The 23,832-nt window shown below is 70.5% G+C and carries 30 protein-coding genes; 13 read left to right on the forward strand and 17 right to left on the reverse strand.

Features of this window, described 5'->3' with window-relative positions:
* The first annotated feature begins 41 nt into the window (after positions 1–41).
* Both RS82_RS13100 and RS82_RS13105 read left to right on the forward strand, forming a co-directional pair.
* Positions 42–392 (forward strand): ArsR/SmtB family transcription factor, encoded by a 351-nt coding sequence (locus tag RS82_RS13100; protein WP_045300156.1) that lies wholly within the window; start codon positions 42–44, stop codon positions 390–392.
* Entirely contained in the window at positions 389–1,078 is a 690-nt protein-coding gene (locus tag RS82_RS13105) for an aquaporin (RefSeq protein ID WP_045300158.1), read from the forward strand. Before RS82_RS13100 ends, RS82_RS13105 begins: the two co-directional genes overlap by 4 nt.
* A gap of 122 nt (positions 1,079–1,200) precedes the next feature.
* Here RS82_RS13105 and dinB read toward each other — a convergent pair whose 3' ends face one another.
* From dinB to RS82_RS21105, 3 genes are all read right to left on the reverse strand, one after another.
* Entirely contained in the window at positions 1,201–2,397 is a 1,197-nt protein-coding gene (gene dinB / locus RS82_RS13110; protein WP_045300573.1) for a DNA polymerase IV, read from the reverse strand.
* Between the two features lie 141 nt (positions 2,398–2,538).
* Positions 2,539–3,099, reverse strand: a complete 561-nt coding sequence (locus tag RS82_RS13115) for a Dps family protein (RefSeq protein WP_045300160.1) — start codon at positions 3,097–3,099, stop codon at positions 2,539–2,541.
* 102 nt (positions 3,100–3,201) lie between these two features.
* Entirely contained in the window at positions 3,202–3,369 is a 168-nt protein-coding gene (locus RS82_RS21105; protein WP_084695638.1) for a DUF2510 domain-containing protein, read from the reverse strand.
* Positions 3,370–3,685: 316 nt separating this feature from the next.
* Between RS82_RS21105 and RS82_RS13120 the strand changes: the two genes are divergently transcribed.
* Both RS82_RS13120 and RS82_RS13125 read left to right on the forward strand, forming a co-directional pair.
* Positions 3,686–3,931 (forward strand): hypothetical protein, encoded by a 246-nt coding sequence (locus RS82_RS13120; RefSeq protein WP_045300162.1) that lies wholly within the window; start codon positions 3,686–3,688, stop codon positions 3,929–3,931.
* Between the two features lie 114 nt (positions 3,932–4,045).
* The gene (locus tag RS82_RS13125) at positions 4,046–4,381 is read left to right on the forward strand and encodes a DUF6804 family protein (RefSeq protein ID WP_045300164.1); all 336 of its coding nucleotides are present in this window, start codon (positions 4,046–4,048) and stop codon (positions 4,379–4,381) included.
* Between the two features lie 12 nt (positions 4,382–4,393).
* Here RS82_RS13125 and RS82_RS13130 read toward each other — a convergent pair whose 3' ends face one another.
* The 3 genes from RS82_RS13130 to RS82_RS13140 are packed head-to-tail and all read right to left on the reverse strand — an operon-like array spanning position 4,394 to position 6,324.
* The gene (locus RS82_RS13130) at positions 4,394–5,281 is read right to left on the reverse strand and encodes a metalloregulator ArsR/SmtB family transcription factor (RefSeq protein WP_084695639.1); all 888 of its coding nucleotides are present in this window, start codon (positions 5,279–5,281) and stop codon (positions 4,394–4,396) included.
* A 45-nt stretch (positions 5,282–5,326) separates the two neighbouring features.
* Positions 5,327–5,989, reverse strand: a complete 663-nt coding sequence (locus RS82_RS13135; RefSeq protein WP_045300577.1) for a cation efflux transmembrane domain-containing protein — start codon at positions 5,987–5,989, stop codon at positions 5,327–5,329.
* Positions 5,986–6,324 (reverse strand): ArsR/SmtB family transcription factor, encoded by a 339-nt coding sequence (locus RS82_RS13140; protein ID WP_045300166.1) that lies wholly within the window; start codon positions 6,322–6,324, stop codon positions 5,986–5,988. Before RS82_RS13140 ends, RS82_RS13135 begins: the two co-directional genes overlap by 4 nt.
* Before the next feature lie 63 nt (positions 6,325–6,387).
* Here RS82_RS13140 and RS82_RS13145 point away from each other — a divergent pair, with 63 nt between their 5' ends.
* Positions 6,388–7,326, forward strand: a complete 939-nt coding sequence (locus RS82_RS13145; RefSeq protein ID WP_052676831.1) for an RNA polymerase subunit sigma-70 — start codon at positions 6,388–6,390, stop codon at positions 7,324–7,326.
* Positions 7,327–7,381: 55 nt separating this feature from the next.
* Positions 7,382–7,945 (forward strand): dihydrofolate reductase family protein, encoded by a 564-nt coding sequence (locus tag RS82_RS13150; RefSeq protein WP_045300167.1) that lies wholly within the window; start codon positions 7,382–7,384, stop codon positions 7,943–7,945.
* 10 nt (positions 7,946–7,955) lie between these two features.
* On the opposite strand, the gene RS82_RS13155 is transcribed toward RS82_RS13150, so the two are convergent.
* Entirely contained in the window at positions 7,956–8,480 is a 525-nt protein-coding gene (locus RS82_RS13155; RefSeq protein WP_045300169.1) for a TetR/AcrR family transcriptional regulator, read from the reverse strand.
* 99 nt (positions 8,481–8,579) lie between these two features.
* On the opposite strand from RS82_RS13155, the gene RS82_RS13160 reads away from it, so the two are divergent.
* Positions 8,580–9,293, forward strand: a complete 714-nt coding sequence (locus tag RS82_RS13160; RefSeq protein WP_045300171.1) for an MBL fold metallo-hydrolase — start codon at positions 8,580–8,582, stop codon at positions 9,291–9,293.
* Positions 9,294–9,360: 67 nt separating this feature from the next.
* On the opposite strand, the gene RS82_RS13165 is transcribed toward RS82_RS13160, so the two are convergent.
* The 3 genes from RS82_RS13165 to RS82_RS13175 all read right to left on the reverse strand — a co-directional run bounded on the left by RS82_RS13165 (position 9,361) and on the right by RS82_RS13175 (position 12,719).
* Positions 9,361–10,755: an FAD-binding oxidoreductase gene (locus tag RS82_RS13165; protein ID WP_045300173.1), complete on the reverse strand. Its 1,395-nt coding sequence runs from the start codon at positions 10,753–10,755 to the stop codon at positions 9,361–9,363.
* Positions 10,756–10,890: 135 nt separating this feature from the next.
* Complete coding sequence (locus RS82_RS13170) at positions 10,891–11,382, reverse strand: bifunctional nuclease family protein (RefSeq protein ID WP_045300176.1); 492 nt, start codon at positions 11,380–11,382, stop codon at positions 10,891–10,893.
* Positions 11,383–11,498: 116 nt separating this feature from the next.
* The gene (locus tag RS82_RS13175; protein ID WP_045300178.1) at positions 11,499–12,719 is read right to left on the reverse strand and encodes an MFS transporter; all 1,221 of its coding nucleotides are present in this window, start codon (positions 12,717–12,719) and stop codon (positions 11,499–11,501) included.
* Between the two features lie 138 nt (positions 12,720–12,857).
* On the opposite strand from RS82_RS13175, the gene RS82_RS13180 reads away from it, so the two are divergent.
* Positions 12,858–13,310, forward strand: a complete 453-nt coding sequence (locus RS82_RS13180) for a MarR family winged helix-turn-helix transcriptional regulator (protein ID WP_045300180.1) — start codon at positions 12,858–12,860, stop codon at positions 13,308–13,310.
* 24 nt (positions 13,311–13,334) lie between these two features.
* On the opposite strand, the gene RS82_RS13185 is transcribed toward RS82_RS13180, so the two are convergent.
* Complete coding sequence (locus tag RS82_RS13185) at positions 13,335–14,288, reverse strand: aldo/keto reductase (RefSeq protein ID WP_045300182.1); 954 nt, start codon at positions 14,286–14,288, stop codon at positions 13,335–13,337.
* Between the two features lie 136 nt (positions 14,289–14,424).
* On the opposite strand from RS82_RS13185, the gene RS82_RS13190 reads away from it, so the two are divergent.
* The 3 genes from RS82_RS13190 to RS82_RS13200 all read left to right on the forward strand — a co-directional run bounded on the left by RS82_RS13190 (position 14,425) and on the right by RS82_RS13200 (position 16,634).
* A complete protein-coding gene (locus tag RS82_RS13190; protein WP_045300184.1) occupies positions 14,425–15,456 on the forward strand; it encodes an LLM class flavin-dependent oxidoreductase in 1,032 nt (343 codons plus the stop codon).
* A 140-nt stretch (positions 15,457–15,596) separates the two neighbouring features.
* A complete protein-coding gene (locus RS82_RS13195; protein WP_045300185.1) occupies positions 15,597–15,953 on the forward strand; it encodes an SPW repeat domain-containing protein in 357 nt (118 codons plus the stop codon).
* 66 nt (positions 15,954–16,019) lie between these two features.
* Entirely contained in the window at positions 16,020–16,634 is a 615-nt protein-coding gene (locus RS82_RS13200; protein ID WP_045300186.1) for a TetR/AcrR family transcriptional regulator, read from the forward strand.
* 12 nt (positions 16,635–16,646) lie between these two features.
* On the opposite strand, the gene RS82_RS13205 is transcribed toward RS82_RS13200, so the two are convergent.
* Complete coding sequence (locus RS82_RS13205) at positions 16,647–18,407, reverse strand: Na+/H+ antiporter (protein WP_045300188.1); 1,761 nt, start codon at positions 18,405–18,407, stop codon at positions 16,647–16,649.
* Positions 18,408–18,548: 141 nt separating this feature from the next.
* Here RS82_RS13205 and RS82_RS13210 point away from each other — a divergent pair, with 141 nt between their 5' ends.
* Positions 18,549–18,884 carry a cupin domain-containing protein gene (locus RS82_RS13210; protein WP_045300190.1) on the forward strand — a complete coding sequence of 112 codons (336 nt, stop codon included), beginning with the start codon at positions 18,549–18,551 and terminating at the stop codon, positions 18,882–18,884.
* A 34-nt stretch (positions 18,885–18,918) separates the two neighbouring features.
* Here the strand turns inward: RS82_RS13210 and RS82_RS13215 are convergent, their stop codons facing one another.
* The 3 genes from RS82_RS13215 to RS82_RS13225 form a co-directional block, all read right to left on the reverse strand.
* Positions 18,919–20,007, reverse strand: a complete 1,089-nt coding sequence (locus RS82_RS13215) for a DNA glycosylase AlkZ-like family protein (RefSeq protein ID WP_045300192.1) — start codon at positions 20,005–20,007, stop codon at positions 18,919–18,921.
* Positions 20,004–20,153: a hypothetical protein gene (locus tag RS82_RS21110; RefSeq protein WP_211255933.1), complete on the reverse strand. Its 150-nt coding sequence runs from the start codon at positions 20,151–20,153 to the stop codon at positions 20,004–20,006. The genes RS82_RS13215 and RS82_RS21110 overlap by 4 nt, the downstream gene beginning before the upstream one ends.
* A gap of 73 nt (positions 20,154–20,226) precedes the next feature.
* A complete protein-coding gene (locus RS82_RS13225; RefSeq protein WP_045300196.1) occupies positions 20,227–20,589 on the reverse strand; it encodes a winged helix-turn-helix transcriptional regulator in 363 nt (120 codons plus the stop codon).
* 109 nt (positions 20,590–20,698) lie between these two features.
* Here RS82_RS13225 and RS82_RS13230 point away from each other — a divergent pair, with 109 nt between their 5' ends.
* Positions 20,699–21,574, forward strand: coding sequence for an SDR family oxidoreductase (locus RS82_RS13230; RefSeq protein ID WP_045300197.1), 876 nt, complete (start codon positions 20,699–20,701; stop codon positions 21,572–21,574).
* Between the two features lie 60 nt (positions 21,575–21,634).
* Here RS82_RS13230 and RS82_RS13235 read toward each other — a convergent pair whose 3' ends face one another.
* Positions 21,635–22,036: a PPOX class F420-dependent oxidoreductase gene (locus tag RS82_RS13235; RefSeq protein WP_045300198.1), complete on the reverse strand. Its 402-nt coding sequence runs from the start codon at positions 22,034–22,036 to the stop codon at positions 21,635–21,637.
* Positions 22,037–22,080: 44 nt separating this feature from the next.
* Positions 22,081–23,754 (reverse strand): ATP-binding cassette domain-containing protein, encoded by a 1,674-nt coding sequence (locus RS82_RS13240; RefSeq protein ID WP_045300200.1) that lies wholly within the window; start codon positions 23,752–23,754, stop codon positions 22,081–22,083.
* Positions 23,755–23,832 lie beyond the last annotated feature (78 nt).

The following is a 23,832-nucleotide window of genomic DNA, read 5'->3' on the forward strand; positions in this document are numbered from 1 at the left end:
CTCATCTATCGACACTTGTCAATATCGACTAACCTCGATGTATGACCACGATGCTCGCCGTGACCGACGTCACCGCCGACGTGTGCTGCACCCCCCTCGTTCGCGAGCCGCTCACCGCCGACGAGGCCGAACAGCTCGCCACGACCATGAAGGCCCTGGCCGATCCGACCCGCCTCCGGCTCCTCTCCATCGTCGCAGCATCGGAAGACTCCGAGGCGTGCGTCTGCGACTTGATCGAGCCCGTCGGTCTCAGTCAGCCGACGGTCTCCCACCATCTGAAGATCCTCACCACTGCCGGATTCCTCACTCGCAGCAAGCGCGGCACGTGGGCGTACTTCAAGCTGGTTCCCGGCGCGCTGGACCGGGTCTCACAACTCCTCGTCGCCTCGTGACGCACACCGTTCGCAGCGCCGCCGGCGAGTTCCTCGGCAGCGCAGGGCTCGCCGCTGTCGTGATCGGGTCCGGCATCGCCGCCCAGCGCCTCTCCCCCGGTGATGTCGGGCTGCAGCTGTTCGAGAACGCCTTCGCCACCGCTCTCGGCCTCGCCGTGCTGATCCTCGTCTTCGCGACGGTATCGGGGTCCCACTTCAACCCGGTGGTCACCCTCGTCGACATCGCCCTCCACCGACGGACCTGGTCCATCGCTGCGGTGTATCTGCCCGCTCAGGTGCTGGGCTGCATCGCCGGTGCCGTGGTCGCCAACCTCATGTTCGGGGCTGCACCGGTCACATTGAGCACCACCGACCGCTCCGCCTGGCCGCTGCTGCTGTCCGAGGTCGTCGCGACGGCCGGGCTCATCCTCCTGATCTTCGCTTTGGTGCGGACCGGCCGCTCGCATCTCGCCGCGCCCGCCGTGGGTGCGTACATCGGTGCGGCGTACTTCTTCACCTCGTCGACGAGCTTCGCCAACCCTGCCATCACCATCGGGCGCACCCTGAGCGACACGTTCGCCGGAATAGCCCCTGCGTCCGTACTGCCGTTCATCGTCGCGCAGCTCCTGGGCGCGGCGCTCGGCTACGGGGCGGTTCGAGTGTTGTTCCCCGTGGCGCTACCCGAGCCCGCTGTCTCTCGAGGCTGACGGAGACAGCTCCGCCGCGGCATCCGCATGGCGGGACTCCCCGTCTGCCCAGGTCGCAACGCCTCCCGCGCAGCGTGACGGACACCTCTTGGCGCGGGGATCTTCAGGCCCACTGACCGTGTTCATTCGTGCTCCGGGAGCAGCGGCGTCGACCAGCCCGGATCACGGCCGAGGAGCGCGGCTCGCGACACCGAGGCCGCGCCGAAGCGATCGCGGACCGCGTCGAGTACGGTGTCGAGGCGTACGCCGTCGTCCCAGTCGATCGGAAGCTCCGGCGGGACGCTGTCGACGCGGCCGAGCTGCGACAGCGAGACGCCGATGAGGGTGATGCCGCGTTCTGCGATCTCCGGCTGCGCCGCGGCGAGCAGGCCTTGCGCGACGGCGAGGATCAGCGCGGTGCGGTCGGTCGGCGAGCGGAACGAGCGGGATCGGGTGGCTTTCGCATAATCGCCGTAGCGGAGCCGGAGCACCACCGTGCGGCACACGCGGTCGCCGTCGCGGAGGCGACGGGCGAGACGATCGACGATCTGGGTGAGGATCACCTCCAGTTCTTCGGCGCCCCGCGGACGCGTCCCGAGGGCTCGCTGCGAGCCGATGGACCCACGGCGACGCGTGGTGTCGACCGGGCGCGGATCCCGCAGCCGGGCGAGCGCGTGCAGATGGGCCCCGACCGCCTTCCCCAGCAGTCTCTCGGCGGTCGCGGCCTCGAGCTCAGCCAGCTGACCGACGGTACGGATGCCGAGCCGATGGAGCTTCTCGGCGGTTACCGCGCCCACACCCCACAGCCGCTCCACCGGCAGCGGAAGCAGGAACTCCTGCTCCCGCTCCGGCTCGACCACCAGCAACCCGTCGGGCTTGCTGACGGCGCTGGCGACCTTGGCGAGGAACGTGGTGCGGGCGATCCCGACGGAGATGGGCAGTCCGACCTCCGCACGAACCCGCTCCCGCAGGCGCACCGCGACCTGCTCGGGCGTGCCCGCGATGCGGCGGAGGCCGCCGACTTCGAGGAACGCCTCATCGATGGAGAGCCCTTCGACCAGCGGCGTCGTATCGCGGAAGATCGCGAAGACCGCCTTGCTGGCCGCCGAGTACGCCTCCATCCGGGGCGGCACGACGACTGCATCCGGGCAGAGGTCGCGCGCCTGCCGCCCACCCATCGCCGTACGCACGCCACGAGCCTTCGCTTCGTAGCTGGCCGCAAGCACCACCCCACCGCCGACGATCACGGGCCGGCCGCGCAGCGCGGGGGCGTCTCGCTGCTCGACCGACGCGTAGAAGGCGTCGAGATCGGCGTGCAGCACGGTCGCCTCGCCCCGCATGCCGCCTCCCATCGAACATTTGTTCTGATGATGATGGTTGCATCGACCGACGACATCCGTCGCGGATCGTGCGGGCGGCTTCAGAGAATGGCGGAAACGGGGTGCAGCCACAAGGCCGCACCCCGTTTCCCCGGCTCCGGCTCAGCCCTGCTTCGGCACCCGGTTCTCCGCGCTCACCATCCATGCGTACTGCTCGAGCTTCTCGAGGATCTGATGCAGCAGATCGGCGCTGGTGGGATCCTCCTCGTCGACCGCGTCGTGCACGTCCCGGCACGTGGCGACCGTGTTCTCGAGTCGTTCCGTGACGAGGTCGATCACCTCGGTGGTGGCGATCTCACCCTGGGGGAACTCGGGGAGGCTGGTGGTCTCCGCAACGGTGTCGCTGCGACCGTCGGGGAGGGCGTGGAGCGCCCGCATCCGCTCGGCTACGTCATCACTGAATTCACGAGCCGACTCGATGATCTCGTCCAGCTGTCTGTGCGTGTCGCGGAAGTTCTTGCCGACAACGTTCCAGTGGGCCTGCTTGCCCTGCGAGGCGAGCTCGATGAGATCGACGAGCACCTTCTGGAGGTTGTCGCTCAGCGTGGCGGAGGCGGTGAACCCGCTCTCCGCGTTCTGCTCCTTGGTGAGTTGGGCGCCGCGAGCGGCGCGCCGCTTGTTCCGAGTGGCGGACGCGGTGGGGTTCTTCGTGGTGGTGGCCATGACGCCGAACGTACGGACTCACGCGGACTCACGCGCCGGGATTGTGCGTGATCGACGGTCGTGCTAGCGGCCGCTGATGTCGCGGACGGGTCGCCAAGATGCTCAGACGGTGGCTTCGGACCCCACGCCGCCACCGATCGAGGTCGGCGCACTCGCCCGGGCCTGGCGGAACATCTCGGTCCATCGGACCCCGTCCCAGTAGCGTTCTCTGTCGTGAACCGGGGTGGGATACCACCCGGCCTTCGCGGGAGCGGATACCGAATCACGCATGGGTGTTCCTTTCGTCGCACAAAGCCCGGCCGACCCGCCTCTGGACGCGGTGCATCCAGAGGCGGGCCGCCGCAGTGCTGTGGACCGGGTTCCCCCGCGTAACGAGTACGCCCCCAACCCGCACCGGCTAGAAGACGTGGGGTAGCGCCGCCGGCTCGCCAGCCCCACACACCGGCAAGGAACGGGGCCTTCGGGTTCGGCCTCGACACGACGAGCGCTTCGTCTTCTATTTAGACTCTATGACGCTGCTATCGGCCGTGTATAGATGCTCTAAGGTCTCTCTCAGGAGGTTCCCTGGCCATGCTAAGGTGCCCGCATGGCGCGCCCCTACGGAGACCCTGTCGAGATCATCACCGCACCCGTGCCGGCGCAGTCGCCGTTCATCCCGGCTGACGCCAAGATCGTGGTCGGCGCCGTCGCGCCGGCCTCTCCTGATCCGATCCCGATCGTGCTGCTGCCGGGCTTCGAGTACCGGATGCACGAATGGCGCCACCCCGAGACTCACGAGATCCACTGGCGGCTCGAACGCCGCCGGGCCTCGCGGGCGTCCGACGACCAGTAACCCGAGAACGCGGTCCCCCGCCTCCGAACAGGGAGGCTGCCCCGCCGGCACTGTCGTCGCCGTGCAGCACGTGCGGATTCTCCGCGCGCAACGCAACGGTGAGAGAGTCGGAGCATGACGAACAAGGACCGGACCGCCTCGACGTATCAGCGCAACGCCTTCGCGCCCAGCCTGATCGCGGCGATCGCCCTGTTCCTGGCGCCCTTGCTGATCGGCGGCGATTGGTTCCTGCTGATCCGGTTCATCGTCGCCATCCTGGCCGTGATCGTCGCGTGGTTCGCGTTCCAGGCACGGCACTGGTGGTGGATCCCCGTGTTCTCGGCGATCGCCGTCCTCTGGAACCCGATCTTCCCCTTCGCGTTCGACGGGCCCGTCTGGACGGCCGCGCAGCCGGTCGCCGCCGTGCTTTTCCTTGTGGCGGGGGCGACCATCCGGACCACCAGGAGCTGACGACTCGCCGGATCAGTACGCGAGGATCTCGTCCAGCAGGGCGCGCACACGGCCTTCGATGTCGTCACGGATGCTGCGAACCGTGACCATCGGCTTGCCCACGGGGTCTTCGAGGGGCCAGTCGAGATACCGCCGGCCAGGGAAGACCGGGCAGGAATCGCCGCATCCCATCGTCACGACGACGTCCGCCGCGCGGACGACGTCGTCGGTGAGCGGCTTCGGGAACTCCCCGCCGACGGACACGCCGATCTCGTCGAGCGCCTGGATGATCGATGTGCGCACTTCCGGCCCGGGCGCCGAGCCGGCGCTGCGCACCCCGACACGATCGCCAGCGAGGTGCCGGAGGATTCCCGCGGCGAGCTGGGAGCGCCCCGAGTTCTGCACGCAGACGAACAGCACCTCAGGGCGGGCGGGCAGATCGCCCTGGGCTCGGCTGAGCGCTTCGAGTCGCGCCGCCGCGAAGGCGGCGGTCCGAGAAGTGAGCAGCGGCGAGCTCGAGCCGGTGACCAGCAGGTCGTAGCTGCTCTGAACGCCGGCACGTACTGTCTCGGGACTGAAGGTGCCGCGGAACCGGAGCGCAAGGTCGTCGACGATCCGTTCGAGATCGGGCGCCGCCGGCGCCGCCTCGCTGTCGCCGGCCCCGATGAGCGCGTTCACCCGATCGATCTGGTCCGGCGCGATCGAATACCAGACGCGTCGTCCGTCGCGCTCCCTCACGACGACGCCTTCGGACAGCAGCGCCTTCATGTGGTGGCTGACGGTGGGCTGGCGGAGTTGGAGCGCATCGGCGAGTTTTCCGACCAGCGCGTGCCCGCCGTCCGCGTCACGGATCAAGCGAAGGATGCGGGCACGGGTCGGGTCGGCCAGGACCGTGAGTCCGCGCTGGGCCGCGCCTTTCATAGATGGAATCCTATCGACGCTCGATGGTCGACGACGCCCCCTGCGTCAGCCGCGATGGTGGTCGTGGTCCTCGTCGAGGAGCATGCCGACGGACGTCGCGCACGCGTCGCCCCGCCAGGCCTCCCGTCCCTCACGGACGGCGAAGACCGCGATCACGAGTCCTGCCACCGCGTCGGCCCACCACCAGGCGAAGAGGCTGTTGAGCACGAGTCCGAGGAGAACCGACGCCGACAGATACGTGCAGATCAGCGTCTGCTTCGAATCGGCGACCGCCGTCGCCGACCCGAGCTCGCGACCTGCGCGCCGCTCGGCCAGGGAGAGGAAGGGCATGATCACGACGCTCAGCGCGGTGATCAGGATGCCGGCCGGGCTGTGCTCTACGTCGACCCGCAGGATCAGCGTCAGTGCCGACGTCGCGGTCACATACGCGGCGAGCGCGAAGAACGCCACCGCGATCACCCGAAGCGTCGGCCGCTCCCAGCGCTCTGGATCGCGACGTGTGAACTGCCACGCGACCGCCGCCGCCGACACCACCTCGATCGTCGAGTCCAGTCCGAAGGCGATGAGCGCACCCGACGACGCGATGCTGCCGGCCGTGATCGCGACGATCGCCTCGACCACGTTGTAGGCGATCGTGGCCGCGACGATCCAGCGGATGCGACGTTCGAGGCTGTTGCGTCGCTCGTGGGTGAGGATGCCGGCGCTCATACGCACCCGCAGGTCTCGCCCGTGCAGCATGCGGGATCGACCGACAGGACGACCTGCAGCAGCTCGTCGAGTGCCGGCGCGAGGTGAGGATCGGCGAGCCGGTACGATGCGCGCCGACCCTCGGGAGTGGCCTCGACCAGACCACAGCCGCGCAGGCACGCGAGCTGGTTCGACATCACCTGACGCGACACACCCACGGCTTCCGCGAGATCGGACGGGTATGCGGGCCCGGTTCGCAGCGCCAGCAGGACGGCGCTGCGCGTGGGGTCGGCGAGCGCGTAGCCGAGCCGTGCGAGGGCCGCGGTGTGGGACACGGTGGCGGTCGCCGAGGTCATAGCCGCAATAGTACAGTGATCGCTGTATCGAATCGATCCGCATCCGGCGCCTATGCTCGCCGTGTGGCTGAGTTCGACGAGGTCGAGCTGTCCGGCATCCGTCGACGGCTCATGCCGTTCTGCTACCAGATGCTCGGCTCGCCGTTCGAGGCGGAGGACGCCGTGCAGGACGCGATGGAACGGATCTGGCGTGCCCGCCGCTCCTTCGACCCGGAGCGCGCGAGCATTGCGACCTGGGCGTACCGCATAGCCCGCAACGTCTGCCTCGACCGGCTCCGCGAGGCGCCTCGGCGCCCGCTGCCGAGGGATCTGCAGGAGCCGGGGATCGAGATCGGCGCCCCGCTCGTGCCCGCGTTCGATGTTCCGTGGCTCACCCCCGCCCCGACCGGCTGGCTCGCCGGCTCCGACGTCGAGACCGTCGTCGAGCGCCGCAGCGACGTGCGCCTCGCCGTCACCGCCATGCTGCAGTCGCTCTCCCCGCTCCAGCGGGGGGCGTTCGTGCTGCGCGATCTCGTGGGGTTGTCGGCCGTGGAGGCGGCGGAGGCACTCGAGGTGTCGGTCGCCTCCGCGAACTCGGCTCTGCAGCGGGCTCGCGTCGCCATCTCGACCGGCGCCCGGCGTCCGCACACCCTCGCTCCGACCTCTGTCGAGCGGTACGCACGGGCGATCGAGCGAGCGGATGTCGCAGCGCTCGCCTCCCTCGTCGCCGACGACCTCGTCTTCGAGATGCCGCCGGTGCCTGCCTGGTCGCGCGGGCGTGACACGTATCGAGACTTCATGGTGGACTTCTTCGCCCGGCGCGGTGAGGACTGGGAGACGGCGCCCATCTCGGCGAACGGTCAGCCCGGGATCCTGCTGTACCGGCTGACTGCCGACGGGCGCCGGCCGCACACGGTGCAGATCTTCGACGGCGACGCGTCGGGCATGGTCGCGCACGTGCTCGTCTACCAGGACCCGCGGCTCTTCGCCCTCTTCGAGAACGAGTTCTCCCCGGGGCGATGAGTTCGCGGCATCCCATCCGTATGTCCTTATGAACCCACTTCACGAGGAGGCAAGGATGGGACGAGTGATCGTCGTGCAGTACATCACGCTCGACGGCGTGGTCGAGGACCCGGACGGCAGCGGCGGCACGCCGTTCGGCGGATGGGCCATGCGCTACGGGCCCGAGGGCGTCGCGGGCGACAAGTTCCGGCTGGGCGACCTGCTCGAAACAGGGGTGCTCCTGTTCGGTCGCCGCACCTGGGACCACTTCGCCGAACTGTGGCCGGGCCGCGACACCCCGTTCGCACGCGCGATGAACCAGGCCGACAAGGCGGTGGCGACGAGCCACGCCCTCCCGCAGGGTGCGTGGAGGAACTCGCGGGCAGCCGACGGGCCCCTCGGCGAGTGGATCGCCCAGACCATCGCGACGAGGGACGTGGTCGTGATCGGCAGCGGTTCCGTCGTGGGCGCGCTGCGTGAGCAGGATCTCATCGACGAGTTCCGGCTCATCGCGTTCCCGACCGCCGTGACGGCCGGCCGCCGGCTCTTCCCCGACCCCGTCGACCTCGAACTCGTGTCCTCCGAGATGACCGGACCGGCGAGCCTCACGATCCACCGCGTCCGGGGCCGCGCCGCATGACCCGGCCGGCTCAGGAGCCGAGGCCGCGGCGCAGCGCGGCGAGACCGTAGTCGAACGCCCCGTCGACGTCGCCGCCGAGCCGGAATGCTCCGGCGAGCTCCATGTGGATGAACCCCGTCGCCCACGCGGTCACGAGGCGCGCGGCGTCGAGGGCGTGTTCCTCACCGGTGATGACCGCAGCACTGTCGACGATCGTGAGCCCCGCGCGGTCGAGCAGCTCCTGGGGAGCAGCGGCCGCGAACATTAGCCGGAATCCCTCGGGGCGCTCGTGCGCGAGCGCCCGGTAGGCGCGGGCGAGGCCTTCCAGAGAGCGATCGGATGCCTCGAGCCGGCCGGTCAGGTCGTCCACGGTCGCGGCGGCGACGGCCCCGATGAGGGCGTCGCGGTCCCGCACGCGCTTGTACAGCGACGGCGCCCGCACCCCCACGCGCTGCGCGACGCTCTGCATCGTCAGGCCCGCCGGGCCGGACTCCTCCAGGATGTCGCGTCCCGCCGCGACGATCTCGGCGTACGACGTGCGTTCCGGTGTCGGCATGCGAGCCTCCCTCGATGGCTATTGACAGTAGCCATGATAGCTACGTATCGTAGCCATGCCAAGTTCGGAGACACCGGCGGCACCCGCGAAGGATCCCCCATGAAGCTCGCACCCCATCTGCACCGCATCGGCAACGACATCGTCGCCGCCTACCTCGTCGTGACCGACGACGGCGTCACCGTCGTCGACGCGGGCCTTCCCGGTCACTGGAAAGACCTCGTCCGCGAACTCGAGGGACTCGGTCTCTCCCCCGCCGACGTCAAGGGCGTCGTGCTCACCCACGGCGACAGCGACCACATCGGCTTCGCGGAGCGCCTGCGCCGAGACCACGGCGCGCCCGTCTACGTGCACGAGGCCGATGCCGAGCGCGCGCGGACCGGCGCGAAGCCGAAGGTGTCGACGGGGCCGATGAAGCTCGGGCCGACACTCGGGTTCTTCGCATACGCGCTGCGCAAGCGCGCGATGCCCACGGCCTACGTGGCGGAGGTGGTCGAGGTGCACGACGGCGATGTGCTGGATCTGCCCGGCGCCCCCGCGATCGTCGGGATGCCCGGCCACTCGCCGGGCAGCATCGCGGTGCACATCCCCGTCGCCGACGCCGTGTTCGTGGGCGACGCCCTCACGACGCGCCACGTTCTCACGGGTCGTGAAGGCATGCAGCCCGCGCCGTTCACCGACGATCCGGCCGAAGCCCTGGCCTCGCTCGACCACCTCGCAGCCGTGCAGGCCTCTTGGGTGCTCCCGGGTCACGGCGCGCCCTGGAAGGGATCGCCCGCCGAAGTCGCAGCGGCCGTCCGGGCGGGTACGGCCTGAGCCGCACCCGCCTCGACACCCACCGCCGGTCGCCGAGACCCGGGATTCTCGACGTGGACGCGTCGACTCAGACCGGCCGCGCGGCTGCGAAGAGGTTCGCCGGGTCGTAGTCGAGCTTGAGCTGACGCAGCCGCGCCCACGCGGCACCGAACGCCACCGAGCGATCGGCGCCGGGAGCGTCGACGAAGGTCAGGGCGAGCGCATCGACCCGCCACGCCACCATGGCCGCGACGCCCGCGCGCACCGCAGCCGTCGCAGGGGCCGCAGCCTCGGGCGCGGGCACCATCGCGATCGAGTGCACCAGGTACTCCCCGTCGAGCGAGGCGATCGCGCCGCCGCCCTCCGGCCGCCGATTCACGGCACCGCCGAGGTGACGCAGCTCCTGGACGAAGATCCCCGGGGTCTGAGCCGCCTCGACGAAGGCGTCGACGGCACGTGCCGGCAGCTCCCCCAGCACCGCGTGCCACGTCACCGACGGCGAAGGCTCGGGCGGGTCCATGTGCACGCCGACGAGAGCGGGCGCCGGGATGCGGGCGAACGTGTCGACCTCGGGCTGCAACGCACGGAGCGGTCCGAGCAGAGCGGATGCCGCGGCATCCGTCTCTTCGATCGCCCCGTCGATCACGACCACCGAACGACCCGACAGGAACGGCGGCAGCTCGGGCATCTGCGGGATGTGGAGGATACGCAGGGTGGTGGTCGCGGTCTCGGGCGCGGACTGCGTCCACTGCGCCCACGCGTGCGCGACCTCCGAGGCGCGCGACGCGTCCCACAGCAGCATGCCGGCGACGACGTCGGCGACCGCGAGCAGGTCGATCTCGATCGCGACGACGACACCGAACGAGCCCGATCCGCCGCGCAGCGCCCAGAACAGGTCGGGGTGCTCGGCGGCGGATGCTCGTACCAGCGAGCCGTCGGCCGTCACGACCTCGACGGCACGCACCGCGTTCACGGCGAGGCCGTGCGCGCGGGCATAGAAGGACAGTCCGCCGCTGAGCGAATACCCGACGACCGACACGTCGCCGGCGCTGCCGTGGAGGGCCGTCAGCCCGTGCGGGGCGGCCGCCTCGAGCACGTCGTTCCAGAGCGAGCCGCCGAGCACGCGCGCGGTGCGCGTCTCGGGGTCGACGGTCACGCCGCGCAGGGATCGCAGCGAGACCAGCACGGTGTGTGCGAGGTCGGTGTCGCTGAGCGCCCCCGCGCCGTGGCCGGTCGACTGCGGCGCGAGGCGCAGCCCCGAGAGCGTCGCTGCCCGCACGACGTCGACGACGTCCTGCGCGGACTCCGGGATCACGACGGCGAACGGATGCTGCGCCACGGCGAGATTCCACGGCGTCCGGGCGGCGTCGTATCCGGCGTCGCCGCGCAGCAGCGCGCGGTCACCGAGAGCGGCGCGCAGCTCGGCCGCGGCGGCGGCAACGGCGGCGTGGGGCACGTCGAGGGCGAGGTCGTTGAGGGACATGGAGATGCCTTTCGGTCAGGGAGCGCGACGGAGCATCACGACGGGATCCGTCCGCGTGGCCGCGCCACACGCGGCGGCCACCCCACGAAAGAGCAGGCTCCGCCGCCCCAGATACATCGCGGGCGCGAGTCCGGCTCAGCTCTCGAAGTCCTCCGGCTCGACCTCGTCGAGGAACCGCTTGAACTCGTCGAGCCGCTCGGCGGCATCGGTCTCTGTGAGCACGTCGGGCACGCCCGCTTCGGTGAGCACCGCGTCGGCGACCCAGATCGGCGCACCCACGCGCGACGCGAGGGCGACGGCATCGGACGGGCGAGCATCCACGATACGGTCCCCGAGCGCGGTCGAGAGCGTGATCTCGGCGTAGAACGTGCCGTCCTCGATGCGCGTGACCTCGACCTTCGTCGCCACCGCGTCGAGCGCGGTCAGGATGAGACCCATGAGGTCGTGCGCGAGCGGCCTCGGCACATCGGCGTTCTCGACGGCGACCAGGATCGAGGTCGCCTCGAGCTGGCCGATCCAGATCGGGAGCACGAGCCCGTCGCCGGGGATCTGGTCGACGGGCTTCAGCAGCAGCACGTGCTGTCCCGACGCGTCGAGGGCTACGCCGGCCACACGTACCTGGACCATTGCGCACCCCCTCGGCTCGCGGCATCCGTCGGCGCCGTCTTCTCTCTGGGCCATCGTAGGCACCGCGCGCGCACCCGGGACAGGGGGTGCGCGCGCGGTGTCGCCGGACTGCGGGGTCAGATGACAGGAACGGGCACCGTGCTCGTCGTGGCGGGCGTCACCGGACGCGTCGCCCGCACGACACGGCCGCGCGCGCGGTGTGCGGCGAGGGCGGCGACGACCATCACGACGAGCCCCGCGGCCGAGATGGCGGCGCCGATCCAGACGGGGGCGGTGTAGCCGAGACCCATGCTGATACCGAACCCGCCGGCCCACGCGCCCAGCGCGTTGCCGACATTGAACGCGCCGATGTTGGCACCCGAGGCGAGAGTGGGAGCGCCGTCGGCGTAATGCATGATGCGGCTCTGCAGTCCAGGCACGGTGCCGAAGCCGAAGGCGCCCATGAGCACGAGGCCGGCGATCGTCGCCGGCTGCGATCCGGCGAACAGGGCGAAGGCGACAAGAACGACCACCAGCGCCGTGATGAATGCGATCAGCGTCGCGTCCAGGCGGCGATCGGCCAGGCGTCCGCCAAGCCAGTTGCCGCCGACGAGACCGGCGCCGAACAGCACGAGCAGCCACGGCACCGCACTGGACGCGAACCCGCTCACTTCGGTGAGCGTATAGGCGATGTAGGTGAATGCGCCGAACATGCCGCCGAAGGCCAGGACGGTGACGGCGAGAGACAGCCACACCTGGGCCGAGCTGAACGCCCGCAGTTCTCGACGGAGGCTGATGCGCTCCTGCGCCTCCGCCGGGGCGGGGACGAGAGCTGCGATGCCGGCGAACGCGACGACGCCGATGCCGGCGATCACCCAGAACGTCGAGCGCCATCCGAACTGCTGGCCGAGGAACGTGCCGAACGGGACGCCCAGCACGTTGGCCGCCGTGAGGCCGGTGAACATGATCGCGATCGCGCCGGCGCGCTTCTCCGGCGCCACGAGGCTCGCGGCGACCACGGAGCCGATGCCGAAGAACGCCCCGTGCGACAGCGCGGCGAGGATGCGGCCGGTCATCGCGATGCCGTAGTCCGGGGCGAGGGCGGTGAGCACGTTCCCGGCGATGAAGAGCACGATGAGGCCGAGGAGCACGGGTTTGCGCGGCAGGCGGGTGGTCGCCGCGGTGAGGCCGAGCGCCCCGACCACGACGCCCAGCGCATAGCCCGAGATGAGCCAGCCCGCTGCGGCCTCACTGACGGCGAAGTCCCGGGCGACCTCGGGCAGCAGGCCCATGATGACGAACTCCGTGAGTCCGATGCCGAAGGCGCCCATGGCGAGCGCGACGAGTCCGAGTGGCATGAGGGGTCTCCTGGTATGCTGAGGTTTAGTTGCACACGCGGGATATTGCGTAGGCGGGATAAATAGTTGCACACGCTAGGTATACGCGCAAACAACTATTCCTTCGCATCGACCCCGCCGCGTCGACAAGGAGGACCCATGGGCATTGCAGACGACGCCGTCGAGGTGCGCGCACAGGGCTGGCGCACGCTCGCCGCGCTGCACGGACTCATCGAGGCCGAACTCGAGCGCGGGCTCGCAGCATCCGTGGATCTGTCCGTCGTGGAGTACACAGTGCTCGACGCCCTCAGCCGCCAGGACGGCTGGCACATGCGCATGCAGCAGCTCGCGCGCGCGACGGCGCTGAGTCCCAGCGCGACCACGCGCCTCGTGAACCGGCTCGAGGACCGCGCCCTCATCACGCGCATCCTCTGCGCCGACGACCGCCGCGGCATCTACACCGAACTGACCCCTGCCGGGCGGGAGCTCTACGAGCGCGCCCGGCCCATCCACGACGATACGCTCGCGCGAGTTCTCACCGACGCCGCGGAGCAGCCCGAGCTCGCGCCGGTCGTGGAGGTGCTGCAGACGGCGGCCCCGCAGCCGGCATGACCCGGCGCGGGAACCGACCGGTGCTCAGACGGCCGCGGGCGTCCACTCCGACACGCGGGTGAGCACCTCGACCTCGTCGGCCGTGAGCTCCACACGCGCGCCGTCCAGGAGGTCGGCGACCTGCTCCACACGCGATGCGCTCGCGATCGGTGCTGCCACCGTGGGCTGCGCACGCAGCCACGCGAGCGCCGTCGCGGCGGTCGACACACCGTGGGCGCGGCCGATGCCCTCGAGCGCGTCGAGGATCTCGAGCCCCTGGGCAGTGGCGTACTGGGACGCGGCGCCGGCGCGCGGGGAGGACTGGCCCGCGGCATCCGTCGACCGGTACTTGCCGGTGAGGAAGCCCTTCGCGAGCGAGAAGTACGGCACCAGGCTCAGGTCGAACTCCTGTGCGAGCGGGATGATGTGCTCCTCGACGTCATTGCGGTGCACGAGGTTGTAATGCGGCTGGATGGCCACGGGCAGCGCGCTGCCGGCGGCCTGCGCGAGCCCGACCCACTCGCGGATGCGGTCGGCGCTGTAGTTCGAGACCGCTGTGTATCGCACGAGTCCGTCCGTGACGAGCTCACCGAAAGCGGCGACGGTCTCCTCCAGCGGAACCGTCTCGTCGTCGAAGTGAGCGTAGTAGAGATCGATGGTGTCGACGCCGAGGCGCTTCAGCGATGCTTCGGCGGCGGCGCGCACGTTCTTCGCCGACAGCCCTTTGAATCCGGGGTGCTGGCTGACCTTCGTCGCGACCACGACGTTCTCTGGCTTCCGCGCCGCGAGCCACTCGCCGATGATCGTCTCGCTCTCGCCACCGGAGTTGCCGTCGACCCACGCGCTGTACGAGTCTGCGGTGTCGATGAAGTTCCCGCCGCCGGCGTGGAAGGCGTCGAGGATCGCGAACGACGCGTCGCGATCGGCCGTCCAGCCGAACACGTTGCCGCCGAGCGAGAGGGGAAGGACGTCGAGGGAGCTGGTTCCGATGAAGGTCATGCTTCGAGGCAACCACGCGGCGCGCCGATCGCTTCCCCGATGACGCGACATGACGCCTCGCAACCGGGCGCGGCTTCTCCCGGAGCGAGAGTGCATTCACCGGAATGGATGCCGCGCGCGTACGGTTGCAGACGACATGCAGCGATTCGGAACCCTCTCGTTCGGACACTACGGCCCGCTCGGCGGCGGGCGGCAGCTCACCGCCGCCGACTCGATGCTGCAGGCGATCGACCTCGCCCAGGGCATGGACGAACTGGGGGCGAACGGCGCGTACTTCCGCGTGCACCACTTCGCGCGCCAGCAGTCCTCCCCCATGCCGCTGCTGGCCGCCATCGCCGCGCGCACCGAGAACATCGAGGTCGGCACCGGCGTCATCGACATGCGCTACGAGAATCCGCTCTACCTCGCCGAGGAGGCGGCTTCCGTCGATCTCATCTCGGGCGGCAGGCTCGCGCTGGGCGTGAGCCGTGGCTCCCCCGAGAGCGTCGTTCGCGGATACGAGGCGTTCGGCTACACGGGGTCCGAGGATCCGCGCGGCGCCGACCTCGCACGTGAGCACTTCGACCTCTTCCTCCGCGCGATAGACGGTGAAGGACTGGCGGAACGCGATGCCTCGTCTCCCTTCGGAGCCGGCGCCACCGGACTGCAGCGCATCGAGCCGCACTCCCCCGGCCTGCGCTCGCGCGTATGGTGGGGCGCCGGCAACCGCGACTCCGCGGAATGGGCCGGCCGGACGGGCGTGAACCTGATGTCGTCGACCCTCCTCACCGAGGCCGACGGCACCCCGTTCGATCTGCTGCAGGCGCAGCAGATCGACGCGTTCCGCGCCGCGTGGCGCGAAGCGGGGCACACCGGAGAGCCGCGCGTGTCGGTGAGCCGCTCCATCTTCCCCATCACCACCGCCGAGGAGCGGATGTACTTCGGCGGGCGCCAGGACGGCGACCAGATCGGCGTGATCGACGGCATCCGCTCGACGTTCGGCAAGACCTACGCGGCAGAGCCCGACGAGCTCGTCGAGCAGCTCAAGGAGGACGCCGCGATCGCGTCGGCCGACACCCTGATGCTCACGATCCCGAGTCAGCTCGGCGTCGAGTTCAACCTGCGGGTCGTCGAGTCGTTCGCCAAGTACGTCGCGCCGGCGCTGGGCTGGCAGTCCACGCGCGTCTGACCGGAATCACTCTCCTCGAGGCGCCGCGGAGGACCCCTCGTCGTCACGCGAGCGGGTTCTTGACCGGTCGGTCAGTCAGGCGTACCGTTCGAATCGACCCCCGATCGGGAGCCATCTGATCTGGAAAGGAGGAGATCCGAATGAAGAAGTGGACTCGCTGGGAGGACTGGGTCGCAGCCGGTGTCGGCCTCATCGCCGTGGTGTGCGCGTTCGCCCTGCCGCAGATGGGCGCGTCGATGCCGTGGATGCTGATCGTCGGCGTCCTGCTGATCGCCGCAGGCGTCGCCAACCTCGCGATGCCGGGGATGGTGGCGATGGAGTATGTGCAGCTCGCGCTCGGCGCGCTGCTGTTCGTGGCTCCTTGGCTGGGCGGATACGCCGACATGCAGTCCGGCGCCGCCTGGGTCAGCTGGATCGGTGGGGCGGTCGCGGTGATCGTGGCCGCGCTCGCCGTGAGACCCGCCATGCACATGCACGACCAGGCCATCCCGCACTGAGGTGCGAGCCGAGACGGGGGCGCCGGACAGACCGACGCCCCCGCCGGCCCTTTTCCAGGACTCGACATGACCCGCAGCCGCGAGAGCCGCACGCTCATCCTCGACGCCGCCGAGCGCCTCTTCGCGGAGCGCGGCTTCGATGCCACACCCACGACGGCGATCGCCGACCTCGCCGGTGTGCCCAAAGGGCTGCTGTTCTACTACTTCCCCACCAAGACCGATCTGCTCCGCGCCCTGGTGGGTGAGCGCCTGGACCTCGATCCGATCGACACCTCCGGACTGATCGCGCGCGGGGATCCGGCACAGACCCTGCTGAACGTGACGGACCGGCTGCGTGAACTGCAGGCGGAGTCGGCGGTGCGGCGGGTCATCGTGTGGCGCGAACACCGCACGCACCCGGAGGTGCGCGAGAAGCTCCACGACTACCGCAGTCAGTTGCAGGCGATCGTCGAGCGTGTGCTCGGGGCGAGCATCCTCCACCCGATCGCCGCGCGCCGGGTGCGCACCGCGGCCGCGGCCTGGGTCGCGATCATCACCACCCCGACGCTCCTCGACCACGTCGGCAAGGAGGGATCGGCGGGCGACGACGCGGCTGAGACGGTGATCAGCCCCGCCGAACCGGCCGACCTGCCCGCCCTCGCGGACCTGATCTCGGCGGGCCTGCGCGACTCTGCGGCGTGAACCCGCCGGGCGTCAATCGAGCGTCTCGATGCCGGTGATCCGCAGCTCCTCGACGTCGAGGCGCGTCTGGATCTGGGTGACCACAGCATCATCCACCGCGCCTTCGCGCCGGAGGCGATAGAGCACATCGCGCTTGCGGTCGAGCACCGCGATGCGCAGCCGCGAATACTCCTCGTCGCGCTCCTGGGGCGAGGGCAGCGGGGCCGGTGCCTCGAGCAGCGCCGTGGCCGTGCCGGGCGCCTCGTCCGCAGCCGCCTCGGGCCGGTCCGCGCCCGCCCGGGACAGGCCGGCAGCCATCACCGGATCCGAGGCGGTGTCACCCGTCTCCCCTATCCGACGGTCGAGGTCGGCGATCTGGCGGTCGACCTCGGCCTGCTCCCGCGCTTGCGCGCGCTCGTTGTTGCGCTCGAGGAACTCGTAGTAGTCGCGAGTCAGCCGATCTCGCGTCTCCTCGCTGATGCCATGGTCGTGCGCGATCTCCTTGACCGCGGTGAGAGCGGCACCCGTGATCGCGCGCTCGGCGAGTTCGAGCTCCTTCTGCATCGCCATGTCGTCGGGCAGGCGCGCCCACCGGACGACCGCGGGCAGCAGAGGTCCCTGTACGAGCAGCGTCAGGAGGATGACACCGGCCGTCACGAAGATGATCTCGTCGCGGCCGGGCAGCGCCTCCCCCGAGGCGGTGGTCAGCGGAACCGACAGGGCGATCGCGAGCGACACCGCACCGCGGAACCCGGCGACGGCGCTCACGATCCGCGCCCGATAGGTCGTACGGCGCAGACGCTGCGAGGGCCGGCGATCGAGCAGGCGGATGATCATGACGGACGTCGTCTGGAAGACGAACCGCGCGACGAGCAGCACGAGCCACACCGCGACGGTCATCACCGCCAGCCAGCCGATCTCGCGGCCCGGGATCTCATGAGCGACGGCTTGCACCTCGAACCCGATCAGCACGAACAGCGAGCCGTTGAGCAGAAAGGAGCCGAGGGGCCAGGTCCACGCGGCCTGCCGTCGCGAGGCGGCGGTGCTGATGCGCGGCTGGATGTAGGCGATGATGAGGCCCGCGACCACGACGGCGAGCACGCCCGACGCCTGGATGAGCTCGGCCACCAGAAACGCCGTGAACGGCACCAGCAGCAGAGCGATATTGAGGTTCAGCGTGTTACGGGTGCGTCGCATCACCAGGTAGGCGAGGCCCGCGACGACGATCCCTGCGGCCGCCCCACCGACGTACGACAGTGCGACGAGGCCGGTGACGTCCAGCGGGGTGTACGTGCCGCCGACCGCCACTCCCACGGCCACCCCGTAGATGACGAGCGCCGTGCCGTCGTTGGTGAGGCTCTCGGCTTTGAGGTTCATGAAGTTGCGACGAGGCAGCATGCGGCCGAGCGCCGCCACCGCGGTCGCGTCCGTCGGGGCGACCGCCGCCCCCAGGATGAGCGCGGCGTCCCACGGCAGGCCGAGCAGGTAAGCGACGCCGGCGACGGCGAACGCACTGGCGACCACCAGCGCCGTGCTCATCAGGAAGATGCCGCGGAAGTCGCGGCGGATCGACCGCAGTGAGGTGGTGAGGCTCTCCCAGAACAGCAGCACGGGAAGGAACAGCAGCAGCACGGTCTCAGGCGGCAGCTCGATCTCGCGAACCTCGGGGATGAATCCGAGCGCCAGCCCCGCGACCACCAGCAGCAGCGGAACCGCCACCCTGAGCCGGGGCGCGAGGATCGCGCCGGTGAGCACAGTGATCCCGACGAGCACGGTGACTTCGAGTCCGTTCATGCGCGGCCTCCCTTCAGTGCAATGATCCTCGCAACCGCGCACGGGGCGAAGGGATTCCCGATGCCGGGCGCCGCATGGCCTGTCTCAATCGGCAGGCGCGCGGGTAGACTCCGGCCTGTCGAGGCGATGGAGGCGACGCGGATGGACAGCACGGATCTGGCCGATCTGATCGACGACCTGACCGCGAAGGCGCGCGACGCGTCGAGCGGGCGCGCCGCGCGCACCATCCGCGGAGGCCATGAGCACGCCCTGCGCGAGACCGTCATCGCGCTGCGCGCCGGTCACGAACTCGCCGAGCACGAGAGCCCTCACGAAGCCACGCTGCAGGTGCTGCGCGGGCGCGTGCGCCTCGTCGCCGGCGACGACGCGTGGGACGGAGCATCCGGTGATCACCTCACGGTTCCGCCGCAGCGCCACAGTCTCGCGGCGCTCGAGGACTCCGTCGTGCTGCTGACCGTCTCGAACCGCGTGCCCTGAGCTCCGGTCACCCAGCGGACTGACTCCGGCGTGTTCAGGGCAGTCCCGTGACCGAGACGCCGAGCCATTCCGCCAGCTCGGCGATCTCGGCGCGCACCATTTCGGACTCCTCGGCGTCGAACGGCAGGAACTCGTGCAGGGCGTTGATCCTGAGCACCTCGCGGTTCCGGTCGACCTCCGCGTCGAGCATCCCGACGAATCGGTCGCCCATCAGGATCGGATGCGCGAAGAAGCCGTACCGCCGCTGGGCCTTCGGCTTGAACTGCTCGAGGACGTAGGTGAACTCGAAGACCTCCTCGAGCCGCTTGCGGTCGAAGAGCAGGCTGTCGTAAGGGTTCAGGAAGGCGACACGACCGCCGGAATCCTCGTCGTCGAGCGCGGCGAGCGCTTCGGGGTCGACGCGATACTTCGTGGTGCTGCCCTCGACGACCGCGGGTTCGCCGGTGTCCTTCGCGACGCCGCTCCAGTACCAGTGGGGTTTCGTGAGTCCAGCCGACTGGAGCCGGCGTGCCGCGAGCAGTACGGCGGCCTCGTCGTCCGCGTACTCGGGCAGGTCCTGCGGGTAAACGCGCTCGGCGAGGTCCCACACGCGATGCCGACCCTCACGGCCGGTGACCGCGACCTCTCCCTGGCGCAGCAGGAAGTCCAGCATGTGGGGCACCTGGTTCGACCCCGACCAGCCGTCGGGCGCGCGGCTCACCTGCGCCGTATCGGGGATGTCGCTCGCGAGGAGCGGACCTTCGGCGCGCAGCCGCGCCAGCACGTCGGCGCGGAACCCGGCGTTCGCCTCGAGCCACTGCCGGCTGCTCTCGCGCTGCGGCCACCGGCGCATGGCCGGCAGCATCAGTGGCAGCAGGCTCGTCGGCCGGAACGTGCCGTCGAACTCGAAGAGCAGCCGGTCGTCCTCGACGACCTTGCGCAGCTGCCCGGGCTCGTACGACCAGCCGATCCGCGACCACAGCACGGTGTGCTCGCACGGCGCGATCGTCGCGGTGGGATCTATCTTGATGTAGCCGAGCTGCTCGGCCACCTCGACGACGTCGCCCGGACGCTCGGCGTCGAGCAGCTGGGCGCGCACCACGATGCGCCGCGCCTGATCCCGCGTGAGCTGATGCGCCGTCACGCGGACGCAGCGGCTTCCGCGGGAAGCACCATCCACCGATGAAGCGTGCCTTCAGGCACCTCGCCGAACGGGCGCTCCTCGGTCTGGTTCACTCCGGCACCGATCCCGTCGAGCGAGAGCGACATCGTTGCGACGACGGCGGACATGCGAACCTCCGATGAGAACGTGCGGTCGCGCCCCACGCTAGCCCGATGCGCCGACGCGGTCGACCGTTCGGCGTCAGCGTTCGACGATGTCTCCCGCGTGGACGCCGATCCACGCCATGAGCGGCATCATGCGCTCCATCAGCTCGTCGCCGAGCGGTGTCAGCGAGTACTCCACGCGCGGCGGCACCTCGGGATACGACGTGCGCGCGACCAGACCGTCCTTCTCGAGGGTGCGCAGCGTCGAGGCGAGCATCTTCTCGCTGATGCCCTCTACGGTGCGACGCAGCTCGCCCCACCGGATCGTGCCCTCGGTGAGGGCCATGAGCACGAGTACACCCCACTTGCTCATGACGTGGTCGAGGACGACACGCGTCGGGCACGCCTCGTCGAAGACGCCGGGAATCTCTGCCCGGATTTCCGCAAAACTCACCACCACGTGGGTACCTTACCTCAAAGTGGGTACCCTCCGGCTGGAATGTCAATCGCCATCGCGGGCGTTGCCGTGGGGTGGGTGCGCAAGGCGCCTCCCCACCGAAAGGACACCCATGACCATCCTCGTGACCGCCGCCGGCGGACAGCTCGGCCACCTCGTCATCGATGCGCTCCTCGATCGCGGCGTCGCCCCTGGCGATATCGTCGCCGGCGCCCGCACGACCTCGAAGGTCGCGGATCTGGTGGACCGCGGCATCCGTGGCGTCCCCCTCGACTACAACGCTCCCGAGTCCGTCGCCGCCGCGCTCGAGGGTGTGGACGCACTGCTGCTGATTTCGGGGTCCGAGCCCGGCCGGCGCCACGAGGGCCACGTGAACGTGATCGACGCGGCGAAGGCCGCGGGCACGGCGAAGGTCGTCTACACGAGCCTCGCGCACGCCGATTCCGTCGACTTCGTGCTCGCGCCGGATCACAAGGCGACCGAGGAGTACCTTGCCGCAAGCGGCGTTCCCGCCGTCGTGCTGCGCAACAACTGGTACACCGAGAACTACACCCCCGACGTGCTGCGCGCCGCCGAGACCGGTGTGGTCGCCGCGTCCGTCGGCGACGCGACCGTCGCCGCCGCGAGCCGTGCCGACTACGCCGAGGCCGCGGCCGTCGTGCTCACCGAGGGCGGCCACCTGGGCCGCACCTACGAGCTCTCGGGCGACACCGCGGTGTCGTACGCCGACCTCGCCACGGCTGCCGCCGCGGTGCTCGGCCGCGACGTCGCTTATGTGCCGGTCTCTCGCGAGCAGCTCGAGGCCGCTCTCACCGAGGCAGGTCTCGACGCGGGCACCGTCGGCTTCGTCGCCGAGCTGGAGGCCGGTATCGCGCGGGGCGTCCTGGCCGACGCCGACCCGACGCTCGCGCGCCTCCTCGGCCGCCCCACCACACCGGTCGCCGAGGGCCTGCGCGCCGCCGTGGCGGCGTCGCGCGTCAACGCCTGACGCGATGACGGCGAAGGGGAGGATGCCGCAACCGCAGCATCCTCCCCTTCGCCGTTGGCTCTACTGCCGGGTTGCGCGATCGATCGACATGACGAGGATCACGCGGTCCTCCTTGTCGCGGGGCGGCGTCGAGCTCGGGTTCCCGTAGCGGTTCTGGAGCCGCACGTAGAACGCGCCCTCGGGGTCGGGGACGACGTCGACGAGCTTGCCCGCGACCTCGAGGTACCGGAACGGCGAGTCGGGGTCGAGGATCGACAGCGACATCGACGGGTTGTGCTGCAGGTTGCGGTACTTCTGGCGGTAGTTCGTGTGCGTGAACCGGACGTGCTCGCCGTCGAACTCGAACCACATCGGGTTGACCTGCACGGTGTCGTCGGGCCGGATGGTCCCGAGGTGCGCGTACACCGGGAGCGCGAGCAGGTGGCGGCGGTCAGCGGGGACGATGTCGTCGACGTGGCGCATGGCTCCAGTCTGCCGTGGCTCCGGAGACCGACGGTCGAACGGTGTCACCCACGCACTCCCAGGTCGATGCGGTCCCACTCGACGACGTCGCGAAGCAGCTGCCGGTCGTGGGTGGACACGACCACGGCTGCATCCGTCGCCTGCAGCGCCGCCGTCAGCTCGTCGACGAGCGTGAACGAGAGGTGGTTCGTAGGCTCGTCGAGAAGCAGCACGTGCGGGCGCACCGCGAGGGCGAGCGCGAGATCGAGCCTGCGCACCTGCCCCATCGACAGCTCTCCGACGCGGCGCCCGGTCTCCCGCGACGTGAGCAGCCCGAGCGCACTCAGGCCGGCCGCCTGCGACGCCGCGAGCGCGCCGGACGCGACTGCCTTCCCGACCCGCTCGTCGTAGAGCTCGGACGCACGCCGGTCGGGATCGAGCACGGACTCCTGACGCAGCAGGGAGAGACGGATGCTGCCGCCCCGGCGCACCGCGCCCCCCAGGGCACCCGCTTCCTGGGCCGCAGCGTCCGCATCGTGGGAGTCGACAGTGCCGGCCAGCGCCGCCAGCAGCGTCGACTTGCCGGCGCCGTTGGGGCCGGTGACGACGACCCGCGCGCCGCTGTGGAGCACCAGCGAGACCGGCCGCGGCATCCGTCCGTCCAGGTGCAGGTGCTCGGCGACCAGCAGCGCCGCCGCACCGCGGGACGGCAGCGCCGGGAATGCGAACCGCATCGGCGGCGGGGGCACGGTGACCGCGTGCGCCTCGAGCGCGGCGCGGCGGCGGTGCATCGTCTGCGTGATGCCCGCGGCGCGGGTGGCCCGACCGTGCTTCGGCGATCCCTTCTCCGGCCGCCAGCCGGTCACGAGCCGGTTCTGCGCCGCGCTCAGGTCGTCCTGCAGTCGTGTCCGCTCGGCCTGCTCGCGGTCGTACAGCTGCTGCCAGCGCTCGCGCTCGGCCTCGCGCCCTTCGCGGTAGGCGTCGAAGCCGCCGTACACGCGCGGACGGTCGTCCGGGGTCGGGTCGAGGTCGACGAACGTGTCGGCGACATCGGCGAGCAGCGCGCGATCGTGGCTGACCACGATGACGCCTCCGGCCCGTGCGCGCAGCTGTGCGGTGAGGAAGTCGAGGCTCTCCCGATCGAGGTGGTTGGTCGGCTCGTCCAGCAGCAGGAAGTCGTGGTCCGCGCCCAGCAGGCACGCGAGACGCACGCGATAGCGCTGCCCCACGGAGAGTTGCGCAAGCGGCCTCGTGCGGTCCGTCTCGGCCCCGAGCGCTTCGAGCGCGACCTCGACGCGCCGCTCCGCGTCCCAGGCGTCCAGCGCGACGGCGCGGTCGAGCGCCTGCGCGTACGCGTCGGCAGCGGCGCCTGTCGGGTGATCCGTGCTGAGGGCGACGGATGCCTCGTCCAGCGCATCGAGAGCCGCGAGGGCGTCCGCGATGGCCTCGGCCACCGCGTCGCCCACCGTGCGGCGATCACCCTTCGGCATCTCCTGCTCGGCGAGCGCGAGGGTGCCCACGCGCGCGATGTCGCCCGCATCGGGCACGAGCAGGCCGGCGAGCAGGTGCAGCAGCGTGGACTTGCCACGGCCGTTCTCGCCGACGATCGCGATGCGCGCGGCGGGCGTCACCACGAGGTCGACGTCGTTCAGGATCCGGTGACCCGCACGCGAGAACGAGACGCGCGCGGCGGTGAGCTGCGCGCGGTCGCGCGCAGGAGTGCGGGTGAGGGAAGGCATGTGGTGTGTCCACTTCCGAGACCGGGGCCTCTGCGGGCACGCTGGGCCCGTGGGCGCGCGCGTGCGGATGATCTGACG

It is taken from the genome of Microbacterium trichothecenolyticum, from assembly GCF_000956465.1.
In the GTDB taxonomy this organism is placed as follows: Bacteria; Actinomycetota; Actinomycetes; order Actinomycetales; family Microbacteriaceae; genus Microbacterium; species Microbacterium trichothecenolyticum.